We start from the raw sequence: 16,809 nt of genomic DNA on the forward strand, positions 1-16,809 counted from the left end.
CCCGCTCCAACACCGACTACGCGGTCCTCGGGCTCGTTGTCCGACGGGTCACCGGGCACGGCTACGCCGAGGAGATCCGCCGACGCGTCATCAGTCCCTCGCGTCCCGGCGGCACCTCGCTGCCCGGCGCCCGGACGACGCTGCCCGCGCCGCACGGCCGGGGCTTCACCCGCGACCCGGCCGACGGCACGCTGCGCGACGTCACCGCGCTCGACCCGCGTGCCGCGGGCGCGGCCGGCGAGCTGATCTCCACGCCCGCCGATCCGAACCGCTTCTACGCGGCCCCGCTCGGCGGGCGGCTGCCGCGTCCCGTACGGCGCGCGGCCCTCCTCGAAACCGCCGCCACGCACGGCGTCCACGGCCTGGGAGTCCATCCGCAGCGGCTGTCGTGCGGCGTGACCGTCCGGGGGCACAACGGACACATCGCGGGCAGCCACGTGCGCTCCGCCGCCACGCGCGACGGCCGGCACACCCTGACGTTCCGCGTCGACACCGACGCCCTGGCCGACGCGCCCGCGCTGGAACGGGCGCTGCTCGACGCGGAGTTCTGCCCCGGGTCGCCCGGCTCCCCGGCCGCGGAGGGCCGGGCGGCCCGGCCGGGGAACGCCTGCCGCGGGGGCGGCCGCCGGGAATAGCCGTTCGGCCGCCGCCCGACCGGGGGACGGCGTGACCGCAATGGCCGCCCGCGCCGGGGCGGCGCCCGCCCGGCGGCAGCCGGCCCCGCCCGTCCGCGGCCGGCCCGCCCCCGGCGCCCTCCGCGAAGGCCCCTCCGCGAAGCCCCTCCGCGAACGCCGCTGGGCGCGCCGCCTACAGCGGCACGATGTCCGGCGCGCCCAGCCGCGCCGCGTCCGCCGTGAGGTCGTCCGGCTGCCGCTGCGACTCCCGTTCCGCCTCGACCCGCTTCTCGTAGTGCTCGACCTCCCGGTCGATCTGCCCCTCGTCCCAGCCCAGCACGGGCGCCATCAGCTCGGCGCAGAGCCGGGCGCTGCGCGTGCCCCGGTCGAAGGTCTCGATGGAGATCCGGGTGCGCCGGGTCAGCACGTCGTCGAGGTGCCGGGCGCCCTCGTGCGAGGCGGCGTAGACGATCTCGGCCTTCAGGTAGTCGTCCGCGGCGGGCAGCGGCTCGCCCAGCACCGGGTCGGCGGCGATCAGTTCCAGGAGCTGCTCCGTCAGGGAGCCGTAGCGGTTGAGCAGATGCTCGACGCGGACGACGTGCAGGCCGGTCCGGGCGGCGATCCTCGCCCGGGCGTTCCACAGCGCCCGGTACCCTTCCGCGCCCAGCAGCGGGACGTCCTCCGTGACGCACTCCGCCACCCGCTGGTCGAGGCCGTGCACCGCCTCGTCGACGGCGTCCTTCGCCATCACCCGGTAGGTGGTGTACTTGCCGCCCGCCACGACCACCAGGCCCGGCAGCGGGTGCGCCACCGTGTGCTCGCGCGAGAGCTTGCTGGTCGCCTCCGACTCGCCGGCCAGCAGCGGCCGCAGCCCCGCGTAGACGCCCTGGACGTCGTCCCTGGTCAACGGGGTGGCGAGGACGCTGTTGACGTGTTCGAGGAGGTAGTCGATGTCGGCGCTGGACGCCGCCGGGTGCGCCTTGTCCAGGTCCCAGTCGGTGTCGGTGGTGCCGACGATCCAGTGCCGCCCCCAGGGGATGACGAAGAGGACTGACTTCTCGGTCCGCAGGATCAGCCCGGTCGAGGAGTGGATGCGGTCCTTCGGGACGACCAGGTGGATGCCCTTGGACGCCCGGACGTGGAACAGCCCGCGCTCCCCGATCAGCGCCTGGGTGTCGTCGGTCCACACGCCGGTGGCGTTCACCACCTGCTTGGCCCTGACCTCGTACTCGCCGCCCGCCTCGACGTCCTCCACCCGGGCGCCGACGACCCGTTCGCCCTCCCGGAGGAAGCCGGTCACCCGCGCCCGGTTCGCCACCCGGGCGCCGTATCCGGCGGCGGTGCGCACCAGGGTCGCCGTGTAGCGGGCGTCGTCCATCTGCGCGTCGTAGTACTGCAACGCCCCGACCAGGGCGTCCTTCCGCAGCGCCGGGGCGACCCGCAGCGCCCGGCGGCGGGAGAGGTGGCGGTGGACGGGAAGGCCGCGGCCGTGCCCGGAGGAGACCGACATCGCGTCGTAGAGGGCCACCCCGGAGCCCGCGTAGAACCGCTCCCAGCCCTGATGGCGCAGCGGGTAGAGGAACGGCACGGGCTTCACCAGATGCGGGGCCAGCCGCTGCAGCAGCAGCCCGCGCTCCTTCAGCGCCTCCCGGACCAGCGCGAAGTCGAGCATCTCCAGGTACCGCAGGCCGCCGTGGATCAGCTTGCTGGACCGGCTCGACGTGCCCGAGGCCCAGTCGCGCGCCTCGACCAGACCGGTCGACAGCCCTCGCGTCGCCGCGTCCAGCGCCGTGCCGGCGCCGACCACGCCCGCCCCCACGACCAGCACGTCCAGTTCGCGTTCGGCCATGGCGGCCAGCGCCTCGGCGCGTTCCGCGGGTCCCAGTGTCGGTGTCCTCACTGCTGCCTCCCGGGTGGCTCGGGGTGGTCAGGCACGGGGACACGGCCGACCGGGCGGTCGGGCGCCCCCGCCCACCCCTCGATTCTGTCCGCCGTCCACGACTTCGGCCACCGCCTGTGGACGACGCCCGGCGTCACGGGGCGCGCGGCGCCACGAATCGCGCAACGCCAGGGGCCGCCCAATACGACATATAGGTCATATTTACGCCTAGTCTGACATCGCGCTGTCCCCAGCGGTTGCGCTTTCTGCTCTCATGGTCGTGCACCGGCCGGTGCCCGGAGGACGCCGCCCTCCGCGCCCGCCCGGTCCGAGGGAAGGACGGCCCCACATGCCCGCAGACCTCGCTGTCATCGGCCTCGGCCACCTCGGCCTGCCCCTCGCACAGGCCGCCGTCGCCGCCGGTGTCCAGACCGTCGGCTACGACACCGACGCGCGCGCCTACGCGGAACTCTCCGCCGGCCGCACCCCCGTCGAGGGATCGCTCACCGCCTCGGACGTCCGCCGGATGCTCGCGGGGGGTTTCCGGCCCACCACCGACCCGGCCGAACTGGGCCGGGTCCGTACCGCGGTGATCTGCGCACCCACCCCGCTCGGCGCCGACCGCACCCTCGACCTCACCGCGCTCACCGACGCCACCCGCGCGCTCGCCGCCCGACTGCGCCCGCACACCACCGTGCTGGTGGAGTCGGCCGTCCAGCCCGGCACCACCGAGGACCACGTGCGCCCGCTCCTCGAAGAGGGGTCGGGGCTGCGCGCCGGGCGCGACTTCCACCTCGCCTACGCGCCGAGCCGCCTCGACCCCGGCAACCGGACCCACGGCCAGGCCGGCACCCCCAAGGTCATCGGCGGCCTCACCCCCGCCTGCACCGAGTCCGCCGCCGCCTTCTACGGGCGGCTCACCGACAAGGTGGTCCGGGCCCGGGGGCTGCGCGAGGCGGAGATGACGAAGGTCCTGGAGACCAACTTCCGGCACGTCAACATCGCCCTGGTCAACGAGATGGCGGTGCTCTGCCACGACCTCGGGGTCGACCTGTGGGACGTCATCCGGTGCGCCGAGACCAAGCCCTTCGGCTTCCAGCCGTTCCGTCCGGGGCCCGGCGTCGGCGGGCACGGGGTCCCCGTCGACCCGGGCCGGCTCCCGTACCACAGCCGCACCCCCGGCCACCCGCTGCGGATGGTCGCGCTGGCCCAGGAGATCAACGACCGGATGCCGCAGTACGTGATCCAGCGCTGCGCCACCCTGCTGAACGAGCACGGCAAGTCGGTGCGCGGCGCCCGGGTGCTGCTGCTCGGCGTCACCTACAAGCCCGACCTCGCGGACCAGGAGGCGTCGCCCGCGCGGGAGATCGCGTCCCGGCTGCTCGACATGGGCGCGCAGATCGCCTACCACGACCCGTATGTCCAGGACTGGCGGGTGCGGGACCTCCCCGTGCCGCGCGCCGACTCGCTGTACGAGGCCGCGGCCAACGCGGACCTGACGGTGCTGCTCCAGCACCACCGCACCTACGACCTCCAGGGCCTCTCGGTGAAGGCACAGCTGCTCCTGGACACCCGGGGCGCGACCCCGGCGGGAGCCGCGCACCGGCTGTGAGCGGGGCGCGACCCCGGGGGCCGCGGGGGTCTCGGGGGGCCTCGGGGGCGGGTTCGGCACGGGGCGTTCCGGTGCCGTGGGGCCGATCCCGGGGGGGGGCGACGGCGCGGCGATTCCGGTGGGCGATGCCAGGAGGCCCGGGGGGCGATGCCGCCGTGATTCCGGTGGGCGATGTCACAGTCGGCTGCTAGCCTGCGGCGTCACTTCTCGCACATTCGTGCGCATCCGTTCCAAGGGGGATTCCCACCATGAGCCAGCCCGTGCCGCCGCCGAACCAGCAGCCCGGCCCCCAGCCCGTCGACGGCAACCCGTACGCGGCCCAGCAGCCCGGCGCTCCGACCGGCAACCCCTTCGCGGCCCAGCAGCAGCCCGGGGGCTACGGGCAGCCGGCCCCGGCGTTCGGCGGCGCGCCGTCCGCCCCGCCGGCCCCCGCCGCGAACAAGCTGGGCCTCGGCCTGCTGACCGCGGTGGTCGCGGCGGTCGTCACGGCCGTCCTGTACGGCGTCATCGCCGGCGCGATCGAGCGCGAGGTCGGCTACATCGCCGTCGGCGTCGGCTTCCTCGTCGGCTTCGGGGCGAGCAAGGTCGGCGGGCGCAGCCCGGTCCTGCCCGTCGTCAGCGCCGTCCTGTCCGCGGGCGCCGTCTACCTCGGCCAGCTCATCGGCATCGCGGTCATCGCGGCCAAGCTGTTCCACCAGTCGACGACCGCCTTCTTCTTCGACCACTTCGACATGCTGACGGAGGCGTGGAGCAAGGCGGCGGACTTCAAGACCTACGTCTTCCTGCTGCTCGGCGCCGCCGCCGCGATCGGCGGCGCCAGGAAGGCCGCCGGCTGATCCCGCCGGGCGCACGACGGGCGAAGGCCCCGGAACCGGGTACGGGTTCCGGGGCCTTCGCCCGTGGACCGGCCGCCGCGTGCCGGGGATGTCCGGCCGCGGGCGGTCAGCGGCGGTGCTGCGAGTCCGCGACGGTCACCTCGACGCGCTGGAACTCCTTGAGCTCGCTGTAGCCCGTCGTGGCCATCGCCCGGCGCAGCGCGCCGAAGATGTTCATCGAGCCGTCGGGCGAGTGCGAGGGGCCGGTGAGGACCTCCTCGGTGGTGCCGACGGTGCCCAGGTCCACCAGCTTGCCGCGCGGCACGTCCTCGTGGACGGCCTCCATGCCCCAGTGGCGGCCGCGGCCCGGCGCGTCCGTCGCGCGGGCCAGCGGGGAGCCCATCATCACGGCGTCCGCGCCGCAGGCGACGGCCTTCGGCAGGTCGCCGGACCAGCCGACGCTGCCGTCCGCGATCACGTGCACGTACCGGCCGCCGGACTCGTCCATGTAGTCGCGGCGGGCCCCGGCGACGTCGGCGACCGCGGTCGCCATCGGCACCTGGATGCCGAAGACGTTGCGCGTGGTGTGCGCGGCGCCGCCGCCGAAGCCGACGAGCACCCCGGCCGCGCCGGTGCGCATCAGGTGCAGGGCCGCGGTGTACGTGGCGCAGCCGCCGACGATCACCGGGACGTCCAGTTCGTAGATGAACTGCTTGAGGTTGAGCGGCTCGGCCGCGCCGGACACGTGCTCGGCGGAGACCGTCGTGCCGCGGATGACGAAGATGTCCACACCGGCGTCGACGACCGCCTTGGAGAACTGGGCGGTGCGCTGCGGGGAGAGCGCGGCGGCCGTGACGACGCCGGAGTCGCGCACCTCCTTGATGCGCAGGCCGATCAGCTCCTCCCGGATCGGGGCGGCGTAGATCTCCTGGAGGCGGCGGGTCGCGGCCTCGACGGGCATCTCCGCGATCTCGTCGAGCAGCGGCTGCGGGTCCTCGTACCGGGTCCACAGCCCTTCCAGGTTGAGGACGCCGAGACCGCCGAGCTCACCGATGCGGATCGCGGTCTGCGGGGAGACCACCGAGTCCATGGGAGCAGCCAGGAACGGCAGCTCGAAGCGGTAGGCGTCGATCTGCCAGGCGATCGAGACCTCCTTCGGGTCCCGGGTTCGGCGGCTCGGGACGACGGCGATGTCGTCGAACGCGTATGCCCGGCGGCCGCGCTTGCCGCGCCCGATCTCGATCTCAGTCACGATGGTGTGGCCTTTCCCTCTATGAGGAGCTGACACGATGGGCGCCCGGCTCGCGACGCCTGGCAACGCACGCTCGCCGCATTGCTGAAACGTCCTGGTAGCTCCGCTACGAGGACCTTCCAGCGCCTTGCGACCGCACGCACCAGACGCCGCGAGCTGATCGGACTCCCATTGTGTGAGCCCCTCTGTGTCTGCGCTGTCCAGTATCCCCGACGCATGGCGGAGGGGCGGGCCCGGGAACCCCCTCCGCGCCGTCGCCGTCGACAGTGCGGGGAGTCCCGGGCCGCCCCTCGGCCGCGCCGGTGCGCGTGTTCCCCGTCGCGGCCGGGCCGTCGGGCCCGCCGCGGCCGGGTCGCTACTTCCTGCTGTAGTTGGGCGCCTCGACCGTCATCTGGATGTCGTGCGGGTGGCTCTCCTTGAGCCCCGCCGAGGTGATCCGGACGAACCGGCCCCTGGCCTGGAGCTCCGGCACGGTGCGTCCGCCGACGTAGAACATCGACTGGCGCAGACCGCCGGTGAGCTGGTGGACGACCGCGGAGAGCGGGCCGCGGTAGGGAACCTGGCCCTCGATGCCCTCGGGGACCAGCTTCTCGTCGGAGGCGACGCCCTCCTGGAAGTAGCGGTCCTTGGAGAACGACTTGCGGTCGCCGCGGGTCTGCATCGCGCCGAGCGAGCCCATGCCGCGGTACGACTTGAACTGCTTGCCGTTGATGAAGAGCAGCTCGCCCGGGGACTCCTCGCAGCCCGCCAGCAGTGAGCCGAGCATCACGGTGTCCGCGCCCGCCACCAGGGCCTTGGCGATGTCGCCGGAGTACTGCAGGCCGCCGTCGCCGATGACCGGGACGCCGGCCTCCTTCGCGGCGAGCGACGCCTCGTAGATCGCCGTGACCTGCGGGACGCCGATGCCGGCGACGACGCGGGTGGTGCAGATGGAACCGGGGCCGACGCCGACCTTGATGCCGTCGACACCGGCGTCGATCAGCGCCTGGGCGCCGTCCCTGGTGGCGATGTTGCCGCCGATGACGTCGACGCCGGAGGCGTTGGACTTGATCTTGGCGACCATGTCGCCGACCAGCCGGGAGTGGCCGTGGGCGGTGTCGACGACGATGAAGTCGACACCCGCCTCGATCAGCGCCTGGGCCCGCTCGAAGGCGTCGCCCGCGACGCCGACGGCGGCGCCGACCAGCAGCCGGCCCTCCTTGTCCTTCGCGGCGTTCGGGTACTGCTCGGCCTTGACGAAGTCCTTGACGGTGATGAGGCCCTTGAGGACGCCCGTCTCGTCGACCAGCGGAAGCTTCTCGATCTTGTGGCGGCGCAGCAGCTCCATGGCGTCGACGCCGGAGATGCCGACCTTGCCGGTGACCAGCGGCATGGGCGTCATGACCTCGCGCACCTGGCGCGTGCGGTCCGTCTCGAAGGCCATGTCGCGGTTGGTGACGATGCCGAGCAGCTTGCCCGCGGCGTCGGTGACCGGCACACCGCTGATGCGGAACTTGGCGCAGAGCTCGTCGGCGTCGCGCAGCGTCGCGTCCGGGTGCACCGTGATCGGGTCGGTGACCATGCCGGACTCGGAGCGCTTCACCAGGTCGACCTGGTTCGCCTGGTCCGCGATGGAGAGGTTGCGGTGCAGCACGCCGGCGCCGCCCTGCCGGGCCATGGCGATCGCCATGCGGGCCTCGGTCACCTTGTCCATGGCGGCGGAGAGCAGCGGGATGTTCACCCGCACGTTCTTGGAGATGTACGAGGAGGTGTCGATCTGATCGGGCGCCATGTCGGACGCGCCGGGCAGCAGCAGCACGTCGTCGTATGTCAGCCCGAGCGTCGCGAATTTCTCGGGCACTCCGTCGACGTTTGCAGTCATGACACCTTCCCCAAATGGCCTTGATCGGTGCGGATGTCCATGCTAACGGCCTTCGCACGTGTCTCATTCCACGAGCAAGATCACCTACGGGTTCTGTAGCTTCGTACAGAACGGGACGCGGCGCCGCACCGCCGCCGCTTCCGCCTCCGCTGTCGCCTCCGCCGCTTCCGTTGCCCGTCGCCGTCGCGCTATTGCTCGGCGAGCGCCCGGAGTCTGCTCAGCGCCCGGTGCTGGGCGACCCGGACCGCGCCGGGCGACATGCCCAGCATCTGCCCGGTCTCCTCGGCGGTGAGCCCGACCGCGACCCGCAGGACGAGCAGCTCGCGCTGGTTCTCCGGGAGGTTGGCGAGGAGTTTCTTGGCCCAGGCCGCGTCGCTGCTGAGCAGCGCGCGCTCCTCGGGCCCGAGCGAGTCGTCGGGGCGCTCGGGCATCTCGTCGGAGGGCACGGCGGTCGATCCGGGGTGCCGCATGGCGGCCCGCTGGAGGTCCGCGACCTTGTGGCCGGCGATGGCGAAGACGAACGCCTCGAAGGGCCTGCCGGTGTCCTTGTAGCGCGGCAGCGCCATGAGCACCGCGACGCAGACCTCCTGCGCCAGGTCCTCGACGAAGTGACGCGCGTCACCGGGTAGGCGGCTCAGCCGCGACCTGCAGTAGCGCAGGGCGAGCGGGTGGACATGGGCCAGCAGATCATGGGTGGCCTGCGCGTCGCCCTCGACGGCCCGGTGCACCAGGGCGCCGATCACCGTCGTCTCGTCGTCGCGCATCGGACCATGGTGCCTCGGAGCCTCGTCTTCCGCTCCGCCGCGTCCGTAGTTGTGCACCGAAGCGTTATGAGCGGGTGCGCCGGAAGTCATGTCCTGCGCCCTCCCCTTCCGCTCGACCGAATCGTTCCCGAGGAACTCCACGCCTCAAGGATGCGGCATCGGCCGTGAAGCGTCACACTGCGTCGGCCGGGTGCCCGGCGCAGTGCTCGGCCCGCCGGACCGCCCCGCGTCCGGCGGCCCGCCGCCCTCCCGTCCGCCGCGGCACGGACGCGAGGGCGTTCGACCGCAGGCCGTGATCACCGACCGCGGTCACCGGCTGTGATCACCGACCGTGGTCACCGGCCGCGGTCGCCGCCCCGCGCCGGTCCTCGCGGCCGCGGCCGGCCGCGGGTCACGGGCCCACGGTCACGGACCCATGGCATCGCGGCCGCAGGTCGCGGCCGCCCGGCCCGCCGGTCGTGGTCATCGGCCCCCGGCGGGCCCGGCGGCCGCGGCCGGCGGCCTCGGTCGACCGGACCTCAGCGGACCAGGCCCCAGCGGAACCCGAGCGCCACGGCGTGCGCCCGGTCCGAGGCGCCGAGCTTCTTGAACAGACGCCTGGCGTGCGTCTTCACCGTGTCCTCGGAGAGGAAGAGCTCGCGGCCGATCTCGGCGTTCGACCGGCCGTGGCTCATCCCCTCGAGCACCTGGATCTCCCGCGCGGTGAGCGTGGGCGCGGCGCCCATCTCGGCCGAGCGCAGCCTGCGCGGGGCCAGCCGCCACGTCGGGTCGGCCAGCGCCTGGGTGACGGTGGCCCGCAACTCCGCCCGCGAGGCGTCCTTGTGGAGATAGCCGCGGGCCCCGGCGGCGACCGCGAGCGCCACGCCGTCGAGGTCCTCCGCGACGGTCAGCATGATGATCCGGGCGCCGGGGTCGGCGGAGAGCAGCCGCCGGACCGTCTCCACACCCCCGAGACCGGGCATGCGTACGTCCATCAGAATCAGATCCGAACGGTCGGCGCCCCAGCGGCGGAGGACTTCCTCGCCGTTGGCCGCCGTCGTCACACGCTCGACGCCGGGCACGGTCGCGACCGCGCGACGGAGCGCCTCTCGGGCAAGCGGGGAGTCGTCGCAGACGAGGACGGATGTCATGGCCGCCCTCCGCAGCTGATGCGCGTCACCTTGAGCCTCCAGGCTGTTCACAAGTCGTCACCTGAGCGGTTGACGCTCTCGGACGTCTGCCCGATCGCTTTTTCCGTCAACCGCTTCCGCCCTCTCAACGATGGTCACTCGAAAGAGTTACGGGTCGGACGGCCGGGTTCGGCACTCTACGTGAGGAAGCGTGCACGGAGGAGAGCGACGCGGATCATCCAGCCATCAACCAGATCTTCATATGAAGGTATGCCCCATTTAGCGGGTTTTCTTTCCTTTTCCCGGTGTCTGTGGCTAGATTCGCAATCAGTCATATTTACATCTACTTGCAGCGTAGATGCTAGTGTCATGAACACGGTCAAAGCAGACGGCATCCGACGACAACGACGTTTCCGACTCAGCATGGTTTGAGGGGACAAACAATGGCAGATTTCTCCCGCCTTCCCGGACCCAACGCCGATCTGTGGGACTGGCAGCTGTTGGCGGCCTGCCGCGGGGTCGACAGCTCGCTGTTCTTCCACCCGGAGGGTGAGCGCGGGGCGGCCCGCAGCGCCCGCGAGAACTCGGCGAAGGAGGTCTGCATGCGATGCCCGGTACGCGCCGAGTGCGCGGCGCACGCGCTGGCCGTACGGGAGCCCTACGGCGTGTGGGGCGGGCTCACCGAGGACGAACGCGAGGAGCTCATGGGACGGGCCCGCAACCGCCTGATCGCGGCGGGCGCGCCGTCGGCCGGCCCCGTGCCGTCCCCGTCCGGGCACGGCTGATCCGGCCCGCAGCGCCCATTCACAAGAGAAAAACGTTTCTTCTACCCGGTCGCCCAGTGAGGCCGGGTCACAGGCAGGCCCAGGTCAGCGCGCGGCCGCCTGGGACAGCCGGTCCAGCGTGGCGGCCACCGCGGGGACCTGCGCCAGGTCGGGCAGGGTCAGGGCGACGATCTCGCGCTCGACGGCCGGTTCGACCGTCACGGTGCGGACGCCCTTGGCGCGCACCGACTCGATCGCCAGCTCCGGCAGCACCGCCACCCCGAGTCCGGCCCCGACCAGGCCGACGACCGCCGGGTAGTCGTCGGTGGCGAAGTCGATGCGGGGCGTGAAGCCCGACTCCTCGCAGACCTCCACCAGCTGACGGCGGCAGCGCGGGCAGCCCGCGATCCACGACTCACCGGCCAGTTCCGCGATGCCGACCGGCTCCGGACCGGACAGCCGGTGCCCCTCCGGGACCAGGCCGATCAGCCGGTCGGTGAGGAGCGGGCGCACGACCAGGTCCGCCCATTCCGCGCCGGAGGCGCCGTACCGGAACGCCAGCGCGATGTCGCAGTCGCCCTCGCGCAGCATCTCGACCGAGCGCGGCGGCTCGGCCTCGACCAGCGAGACCCGGGTTCCGGGGTGGGCCTCGCGCAGCGCCGCGAGGGCGCCGGGCACCAGCGTGGAGCTGCCGCTGGGGAACGAGACGAGCCGGACCCGGCCGGCGCGCAGCCCGGCGATGGCGGCGACCTCCTCCTCCGCGGCGGTGAGCCCGGCGAGGATGCCCGAGGCGTGCCGGACGAGGGCCTCGCCCGCCTGTGTGAGGCGCATCTCGCGTCCGGTGCGGATCAGCAGCGGGGTCCCGGCGGAGGACTCCAGGGCCTTCATCTGCTGGCTGACCGCGGGCTGGGTGCAGCCCAGTTCGCGGGCCGCGGCGGAGAACGAGCCGGTGGCGGCCACGGCGCGCAGGACACGGAGGTGACGAGCTTCGATCACCCCTCAACCATAAGCACTTCTTGGAACAAGCGCGAATTACCCTCGTGCACCTTTGGGGCGGAATGGTTAGCGTTCTCCGTATGCGCGCCGGTGATGTACGCGCCGTGGTGCGCCACACGTGGTCGCGGCCCGTCCGCATCGGCGGGGGCGACCGGGGCGCGGGCGCGGGGCGTACGCGCGGCGCGCGGCCGTGGACGGGCGGAGCCGAGGAGTGAGGGACGGGATGGACCGGGCGGGGCGGACGGGACGAGCGGCGGAGGACGGGCGGGGGCCCGCCGCGGAGGCGATGCGGGTGCTGAGCGTGAACGTGGGGCGGCCCAGGACGGTCGCGTTCACCGATGCCCCGGGCGGCGCGACCGGGATCGGCAAGCGGCCGGTCGACGGTCCGGTGCGGGTGACCGATCCGGGGCCCAAGGGCCTGGGCGGCAGCGGCCTGGCCGGGGACGCGGTGTGCGACCTTCGCCATCACGGCGGCTCCGACCAGGCGGTGTACGCCTTCGGCCGCGAGGAGCTCGACGCCTGGGAGCGGGAGACGGGCCGCCCGCTGCCCAACGGTTCGTTCGGCGAGAACCTGACGACCCGTGGGATCGACGTGAACGGCGCGCGGATCGGGGAACGTTGGCGGATCGGCGCGGACCTGGTGCTGGAGGTCGCGTCGAGCCGGATCCCGTGCCGTACGTTCGCCGAGCACCTGGGTGAGAAGGGCTGGGTCAGGCGGTTCACCCGGGCGGCGGCCCCGGGCGCGTACCTGCGGGTGGTCGAGCCGGGTGAGGTCCGCGCCGGGGATCCGGTCGCGATCGTGCACCGGCCCGGCCACGACGTCACGGTGCGGATGCAGTTCCTGGCCGCCACGACCCGCCGCGAGCTGCTGCCCCGGCTGCTCGCGGCCCGCGACGCGCTGCACCCGGAGACCCTGCGCGCCGCCCTGGCGTACGTGGAACGGGGGCACGGGGAGCGGGGGCACGGGGAGCCGGAGCACGGGCAGCCGGAGCACGGGGAGCGGGAACCGGCCGACGGCTGAGCGCGCGGCCGGGCGGGGGCCGGTCCGGCCGGGTACGCCCGGGGGGCGGCTGTCCGATGGGCGGCTGTCCGATGGGCGGCTGTCCGATGGGCGGCTGTCCGGCCGTGTTCCGCCGGACAGGCACTAACGTGCCGCCCATGACGACTGCACTGATTACGGGCGCGACCGCGGGCATCGGCGCCGCGTTCGCGCGGCGGCTGGCGGCCGACGGACACAACCTGGTGCTGGTGGCGCGGGACGCCGAGCGGCTGCGCGAGCAGGCGACCGAGCTGCACGACCGGCACGGCATCGAGGCCGAGGTCCTGCGGGCCGACCTGTCCGAGGACCAGGGGATCGACACGGTCGAGGACCGTCTGTCGGACCGTCAGCACCCGGTCGACCTGCTGGTCAACAACGCCGGCTTCGGCAACAAGGGGCGCTATCTGGAAGTGCCCATGGCCGATGAGCTGAAGATGCTCAAGGTGCACTGCGAGGCGGTGCTGCGGCTGACCTCGGCCGCGGTGACCGGGATGCGGGAGCGCGGGCGGGGCGGGGTCGTCAACGTGGCCTCGGTGGCGGCGTTCGTGCCGCGCGGCACCTACGGGGCGTCCAAGGCGTGGGTCGTGCAGTTCACCCAGGGCGCGGCGAAGGACCTGGCCGGGTCGGGGGTGCGGCTGATGGCGCTGTGCCCGGGGTTCGTCCGGACGGAGTTCCACCAGCGGGCCGGGATGGGGACCGGGAACATCCCCGGCTGGATGTGGCTGGACGCCGACAAGCTGGTGGCGGCGGCCCTGACGGACCTGGCGCGCGGCAAGTCCCTGTCGGTGCCGGACCCCCGTTACAAGGCGCTGATGGGGGTCGTGAAGGTGACGCCGCGCGGGCTGCTCGGAGGGGTCGCCTCCAAGACGGGCCGCAAGTACGGGCCCCGGTAGCGGACGGCCGGCGGGGTCGCGCCGCCGTCCGCCGTCCGCCGTCCGGGGGACGCGCGCTCTGTCTACCGCACGCCGCGCCCCGCGTAGGCGCCGATGTTGGGGGCGCCGTGCTTCAGCCTGTCGCCGAAGTAGTCCTTGCCGCCGTTGTCCTCGATGACGGCTCCGGCGGCGAGGGCGGGCGATCCCGCGCCGAGGCGGAAGTCGGCCCGGAGCTTCGGGTCGGCCGTGATGCCGCCGGGGTTCGGGCGGGTCATGTCGACGCCGTAGAAGGCGTTGTGGTCGAAGGAGAGCCCGGCCGTCGGGTTCTTGAAGGCGTAGCCGCCGGCGCCCTCGCTCACGAACACGTTGTTGCGGACGGACAGTTCGTGCTGGGTGGTGGCGGGGCTGCCGGCGTCGTCCTGGACGAGGTAGCCGGGGATCTCGGTCGTGTTGTGGAAGGTGTTGTTGTAGATCCTCGTGTCGAGGATCGGGCCCCAGCAGTTCTGGATCAGCCGGGCGCCGTCGTTCCGGCTGACGTTGTAACGGGCGACGGTGCCGATCGTCTTGGCGCCGCTGTACGGGCAGATCAGCAGGAAACCGCCCTTGTTGTCGTGGCTGTTGTTGTACTGGAAGACCGTGTTGCGCGAGGCGCCGTCGGCGTCGAAGGACATCCCGTCGTGGGTGTTCCCGCCGCCGGAGACCTCGTTGTGCTCGACGACCGTGTCGTCGGTGTTGAAGGTCCAGATGCCCGCGTTGGCGGAGGGCGAGCGGAGCTGGAAGCCGTCGATCCGGTTGTGGTCGACCCGGGCGCCGCTGGTGGTGTCGAGCTTGACGCCGTCACCGGCCAGGGACTTCAGCGTGTTGTGGTGGACGCGGACGCCGGTGCTGGGCGTCCAGTCCCCCGGGTAGGCGTTGGGGTCCTGCTGCTCGCCGACCAGGTCGCGCCGGGAGAACGTCGACTTGAAGTAGATGCCCTCGCGGTCGACGTCCTCGATGCGGTTGTGGGCGACGTCCAGGCCGTCGTACCAGCTGGCCTTCGCGGTGCCCTCGACGGCGATGTGGATCGCGCTGGAGCCGGTGAGCGTCTTGAAGTCGCCGCCGCGCACGTCGTGGATGTAGAGGCCGGACACGGACAGGCCGCGCGCCGCGCCGTAGTCGGTGAGGCGCAGGCGGACGCCGTTGCGCTCGCTGCCGGGCTTCGCGGCGTTGGTGATCTCCAGGTCCTGGAGGTGCACGTACCGCGTGTTCGCGAGCAGCACGACGTCGTGGGCGCCCGCGCCGTCGAGCCGGGCGCGGGCCGGGCCGTTGCCGTAGTCGCCGATGGTGAAGGGGGCGCGGGCGGAGCCGGCGCCCTCGGGGGCCAGGGTGCCGGTGCAGGTGGCGCCGCGCCTGAAGAGCAGCCGGTCGCCGGGGCCGTAGGTGTGCGCGTTGGCCTCGGCGAGCGTGGTCCAGGGGTGCTGCTTGCTGCCGGTGGCGCCGGCCGGATCGGCGGCGCAGTCGACGTGGAAGGCGCGGCCGTTGGGCGCGGCCTGCGCGGCGCCCTGTCCGACGACGGTCAGAGCGGCGGCCGTCAGGGCCGCGAGCGCGGCCGCGGTGACGCGATGACTCACAATTCTCCTTCGTACGAACTGTGGGAAACGAGCGATCGGTTGAAAACGGGCGATCAGCGGGGAACGAGGCCGGACGGCCGGTCAGGACGGACCGCCGGATCGGACGGCCGGTCAGGTCAGGTCAGGTCGGACGAACGATCGGGCCGGGGCGGACGGTCGAAGGCGGGCGGAATGATCGGGACCGGAACCAGGACAGAAACCGGGGCTGGAACCGGAACCGGGATCGGGATTGGGATCGGGATCGGAGCGGGTCGGTGGTCGGCGGAGACCGGGCAGGGCGAACCGGGCACGGCGAACCGGCGTCACCGGACGCCCGGGCCCGGGCCTGCCGAAATCCCGGACTCGGACTGCCCGGAATCCTGGACTCGGATTGATCGAACGTCAATGGATCGCGTTTGAATGATCGAAACTCCCATCGTTCGATCACGTTGGTCTAGGGTCGGACAACGGCCCCGGCACCGGCCGGGCCGGGGGCCGGGCCACAACACTGCGAGGGGACTGCCGCCGTGCGCGAAAGTGCTGCTGAACGTCATGACCGCCTGCTGGCGCTGGTACGGGAACGGGGCTCGGCCCGGGTGTCGGACCTGGCCGCACGGCTGGGGGTCTCCCCCGTCACCGCGCGCCGGGACGTGGAGGAGCTGGCCGGCCGGGGCCTGCTCGACCGGGTGCACGGCTCGGTGTCCTGGCCGCGCGACGCCGCCCCCGCCCCCGCGCCGGCGCCCGGGGGGAACGGCCTGGTCCTGGGCATGCTCGCGCCCTCGTCGACGTACTACTTCGCCGAGGTGATCCGCGGCGCCCACGAGGCCGCCGCCCGGGCGGGCGCCCGGCTGATCCTGCGGATCTCCGACTACCGCCCGCAGGAGGACCAGGCCCGCACCGAGGGACTGCTGGCCGCGGGCGCCGAGGGGCTGCTGATCGCGCCGGGCTGGCAGCACCCCGGCGACCCCGCCGCGTTCGGCGACTGGATCGCCTCGCTGCCCGTGCCGACCGTCCTGCTGGAGCGCAGGCCCGCCGCGGGCTCCCCGCTGGACGGCCTGGACCGGGTCTGCTCGGACCACGCGTACGGGGTGCTGCTCGCCATGCGCCACCTGGTGGGACTCGGGCACGAGGCGCCGCTGCTGATGGCCCGAGCCGACTCCCCGACCGCCGTGGCGGTGCGGTCCGGGTACGCGGAGGCCCTGGACGTGCTCGGGCTGCGGCCGCCGCGGGACGTGATCGACTCCGTCCCCGCCGAGCTCGCGCCGGAGGCGTTCGAGGAGGGCGTGCGGGCGCTGTACGAGGCGGTCCGCTCGGGGGCGGCGACGGCGGCGCTGGTCCACAACGACGTGGACGCGATCCAGGTGATGCAGCGCCTGGCCGAGCTGGACGTGCGAGTGCCGGACGACCTGGCGCTGATCGCCTACGACGACGAGGTCGCGGGGCTCGCGGACATCCCGCTCACCGCGGTGGCGCCGCCCAAGCGCGACGTGGGCCGACACGCCACGGAACTGCTGGTGGACCGGCTGGGCCGGGAGGAGGGGACGCCCCGCCGGCATCTGACGCTGCTGCCGCAGCTGAGGGTGCGGGACTCCTGCGGGGCCTCCCTCTCGGAGTCGTAGGCGTCGGACGTCCCGGCGCCGCGG

Annotated in this window: 14 protein-coding genes; 7 read left to right on the forward strand and 7 right to left on the reverse strand. The window is 73.2% G+C overall.

Going from position 1 to position 16,809, the window contains the following annotated elements; translation table 11 throughout:
- A partial coding sequence (locus WA762_RS08120; protein WP_335934166.1) for a serine hydrolase domain-containing protein occupies positions 1–635 on the forward strand: 635 nt, incomplete at its 5' end.
- A 172-nt stretch (positions 636–807) separates the two neighbouring features.
- Here WA762_RS08120 and WA762_RS08125 read toward each other — a convergent pair.
- The gene (locus WA762_RS08125; RefSeq protein ID WP_335934168.1) at positions 808–2,514 is read right to left on the reverse strand and encodes a glycerol-3-phosphate dehydrogenase/oxidase; all 1,707 of its coding nucleotides are present in this window, start codon (positions 2,512–2,514) and stop codon (positions 808–810) included.
- Positions 2,515–2,842: 328 nt separating this feature from the next.
- Between WA762_RS08125 and WA762_RS08130 the strand changes: the two genes are divergently transcribed.
- Entirely contained in the window at positions 2,843–4,105 is a 1,263-nt protein-coding gene (locus WA762_RS08130) for a nucleotide sugar dehydrogenase (RefSeq protein ID WP_335934169.1), read from the forward strand.
- A 248-nt stretch (positions 4,106–4,353) separates the two neighbouring features.
- Entirely contained in the window at positions 4,354–4,941 is a 588-nt protein-coding gene (locus WA762_RS08135; RefSeq protein ID WP_335934171.1) for a hypothetical protein, read from the forward strand.
- A gap of 106 nt (positions 4,942–5,047) precedes the next feature.
- Here the strand turns inward: WA762_RS08135 and WA762_RS08140 are convergent, their stop codons facing one another.
- From WA762_RS08140 to WA762_RS08155, 4 genes are all read right to left on the reverse strand, one after another.
- Complete coding sequence (locus tag WA762_RS08140; protein WP_335934172.1) at positions 5,048–6,172, reverse strand: GuaB3 family IMP dehydrogenase-related protein; 1,125 nt, start codon at positions 6,170–6,172, stop codon at positions 5,048–5,050.
- A 355-nt stretch (positions 6,173–6,527) separates the two neighbouring features.
- Complete coding sequence (gene guaB / locus WA762_RS08145; protein WP_335934173.1) at positions 6,528–8,033, reverse strand: IMP dehydrogenase; 1,506 nt, start codon at positions 8,031–8,033, stop codon at positions 6,528–6,530.
- A gap of 188 nt (positions 8,034–8,221) precedes the next feature.
- Positions 8,222–8,797, reverse strand: a complete 576-nt coding sequence (locus WA762_RS08150; RefSeq protein WP_335934175.1) for a sigma-70 family RNA polymerase sigma factor — start codon at positions 8,795–8,797, stop codon at positions 8,222–8,224.
- A 518-nt stretch (positions 8,798–9,315) separates the two neighbouring features.
- Positions 9,316–9,927 (reverse strand): response regulator transcription factor, encoded by a 612-nt coding sequence (locus tag WA762_RS08155; protein ID WP_003948568.1) that lies wholly within the window; start codon positions 9,925–9,927, stop codon positions 9,316–9,318.
- Between the two features lie 422 nt (positions 9,928–10,349).
- Here WA762_RS08155 and WA762_RS08160 point away from each other — a divergent pair, with 422 nt between their 5' ends.
- The gene (locus tag WA762_RS08160; RefSeq protein WP_335934289.1) at positions 10,350–10,691 is read left to right on the forward strand and encodes a WhiB family transcriptional regulator; all 342 of its coding nucleotides are present in this window, start codon (positions 10,350–10,352) and stop codon (positions 10,689–10,691) included.
- Between the two features lie 84 nt (positions 10,692–10,775).
- On the opposite strand, the gene WA762_RS08165 is transcribed toward WA762_RS08160, so the two are convergent.
- Positions 10,776–11,666: a LysR family transcriptional regulator gene (locus WA762_RS08165; protein ID WP_335934291.1), complete on the reverse strand. Its 891-nt coding sequence runs from the start codon at positions 11,664–11,666 to the stop codon at positions 10,776–10,778.
- A gap of 286 nt (positions 11,667–11,952) precedes the next feature.
- Here WA762_RS08165 and WA762_RS08170 point away from each other — a divergent pair, with 286 nt between their 5' ends.
- The gene (locus WA762_RS08170; protein WP_335934630.1) at positions 11,953–12,687 is read left to right on the forward strand and encodes an MOSC domain-containing protein; all 735 of its coding nucleotides are present in this window, start codon (positions 11,953–11,955) and stop codon (positions 12,685–12,687) included.
- A gap of 137 nt (positions 12,688–12,824) precedes the next feature.
- A complete protein-coding gene (locus WA762_RS08175; RefSeq protein ID WP_335934293.1) occupies positions 12,825–13,598 on the forward strand; it encodes an SDR family NAD(P)-dependent oxidoreductase in 774 nt (257 codons plus the stop codon).
- 62 nt (positions 13,599–13,660) lie between these two features.
- Here the strand turns inward: WA762_RS08175 and WA762_RS08180 are convergent, their stop codons facing one another.
- Entirely contained in the window at positions 13,661–15,187 is a 1,527-nt protein-coding gene (locus WA762_RS08180; protein ID WP_335934294.1) for a right-handed parallel beta-helix repeat-containing protein, read from the reverse strand.
- Between the two features lie 506 nt (positions 15,188–15,693).
- On the opposite strand from WA762_RS08180, the gene WA762_RS08185 reads away from it, so the two are divergent.
- Positions 15,694–16,785: a substrate-binding domain-containing protein gene (locus tag WA762_RS08185; RefSeq protein WP_335934296.1), complete on the forward strand. Its 1,092-nt coding sequence runs from the start codon at positions 15,694–15,696 to the stop codon at positions 16,783–16,785.
- Positions 16,786–16,809 lie beyond the last annotated feature (24 nt).

Origin of the sequence: Streptomyces tyrfis (assembly GCF_037034285.1) — a bacterium.
GTDB lineage: Bacteria > Actinomycetota > Actinomycetes > Streptomycetales > Streptomycetaceae > Streptomyces.

Excerpts from the sequence above, each read along its gene's own strand:
- WA762_RS08130 (WP_335934169.1), top strand. The coding sequence starts at position 2,843 with ATGCCCGCAGACCTCGCTGTCATCGGCCTCGGCCACCTCGGCCTGCCC.
- WA762_RS08135 (WP_335934171.1), top strand. The coding sequence starts at position 4,354 with ATGAGCCAGCCCGTGCCGCCGCCGAACCAGCAGCCCGGCCCCCAGCCC.
- guaB (WP_335934173.1), bottom strand. The coding sequence starts at position 8,033 with ATGACTGCAAACGTCGACGGAGTGCCCGAGAAATTCGCGACGCTCGGG.
- WA762_RS08150 (WP_335934175.1), bottom strand. The coding sequence starts at position 8,797 with ATGCGCGACGACGAGACGACGGTGATCGGCGCCCTGGTGCACCGGGCC.
- WA762_RS08155 (WP_003948568.1), bottom strand. The coding sequence starts at position 9,927 with ATGACATCCGTCCTCGTCTGCGACGACTCCCCGCTTGCCCGAGAGGCG.
- WA762_RS08160 (WP_335934289.1), top strand. The coding sequence starts at position 10,350 with ATGGCAGATTTCTCCCGCCTTCCCGGACCCAACGCCGATCTGTGGGAC.
- WA762_RS08170 (WP_335934630.1), top strand. The coding sequence starts at position 11,953 with ATGCGGGTGCTGAGCGTGAACGTGGGGCGGCCCAGGACGGTCGCGTTC.
- WA762_RS08175 (WP_335934293.1), top strand. The coding sequence starts at position 12,825 with ATGACGACTGCACTGATTACGGGCGCGACCGCGGGCATCGGCGCCGCG.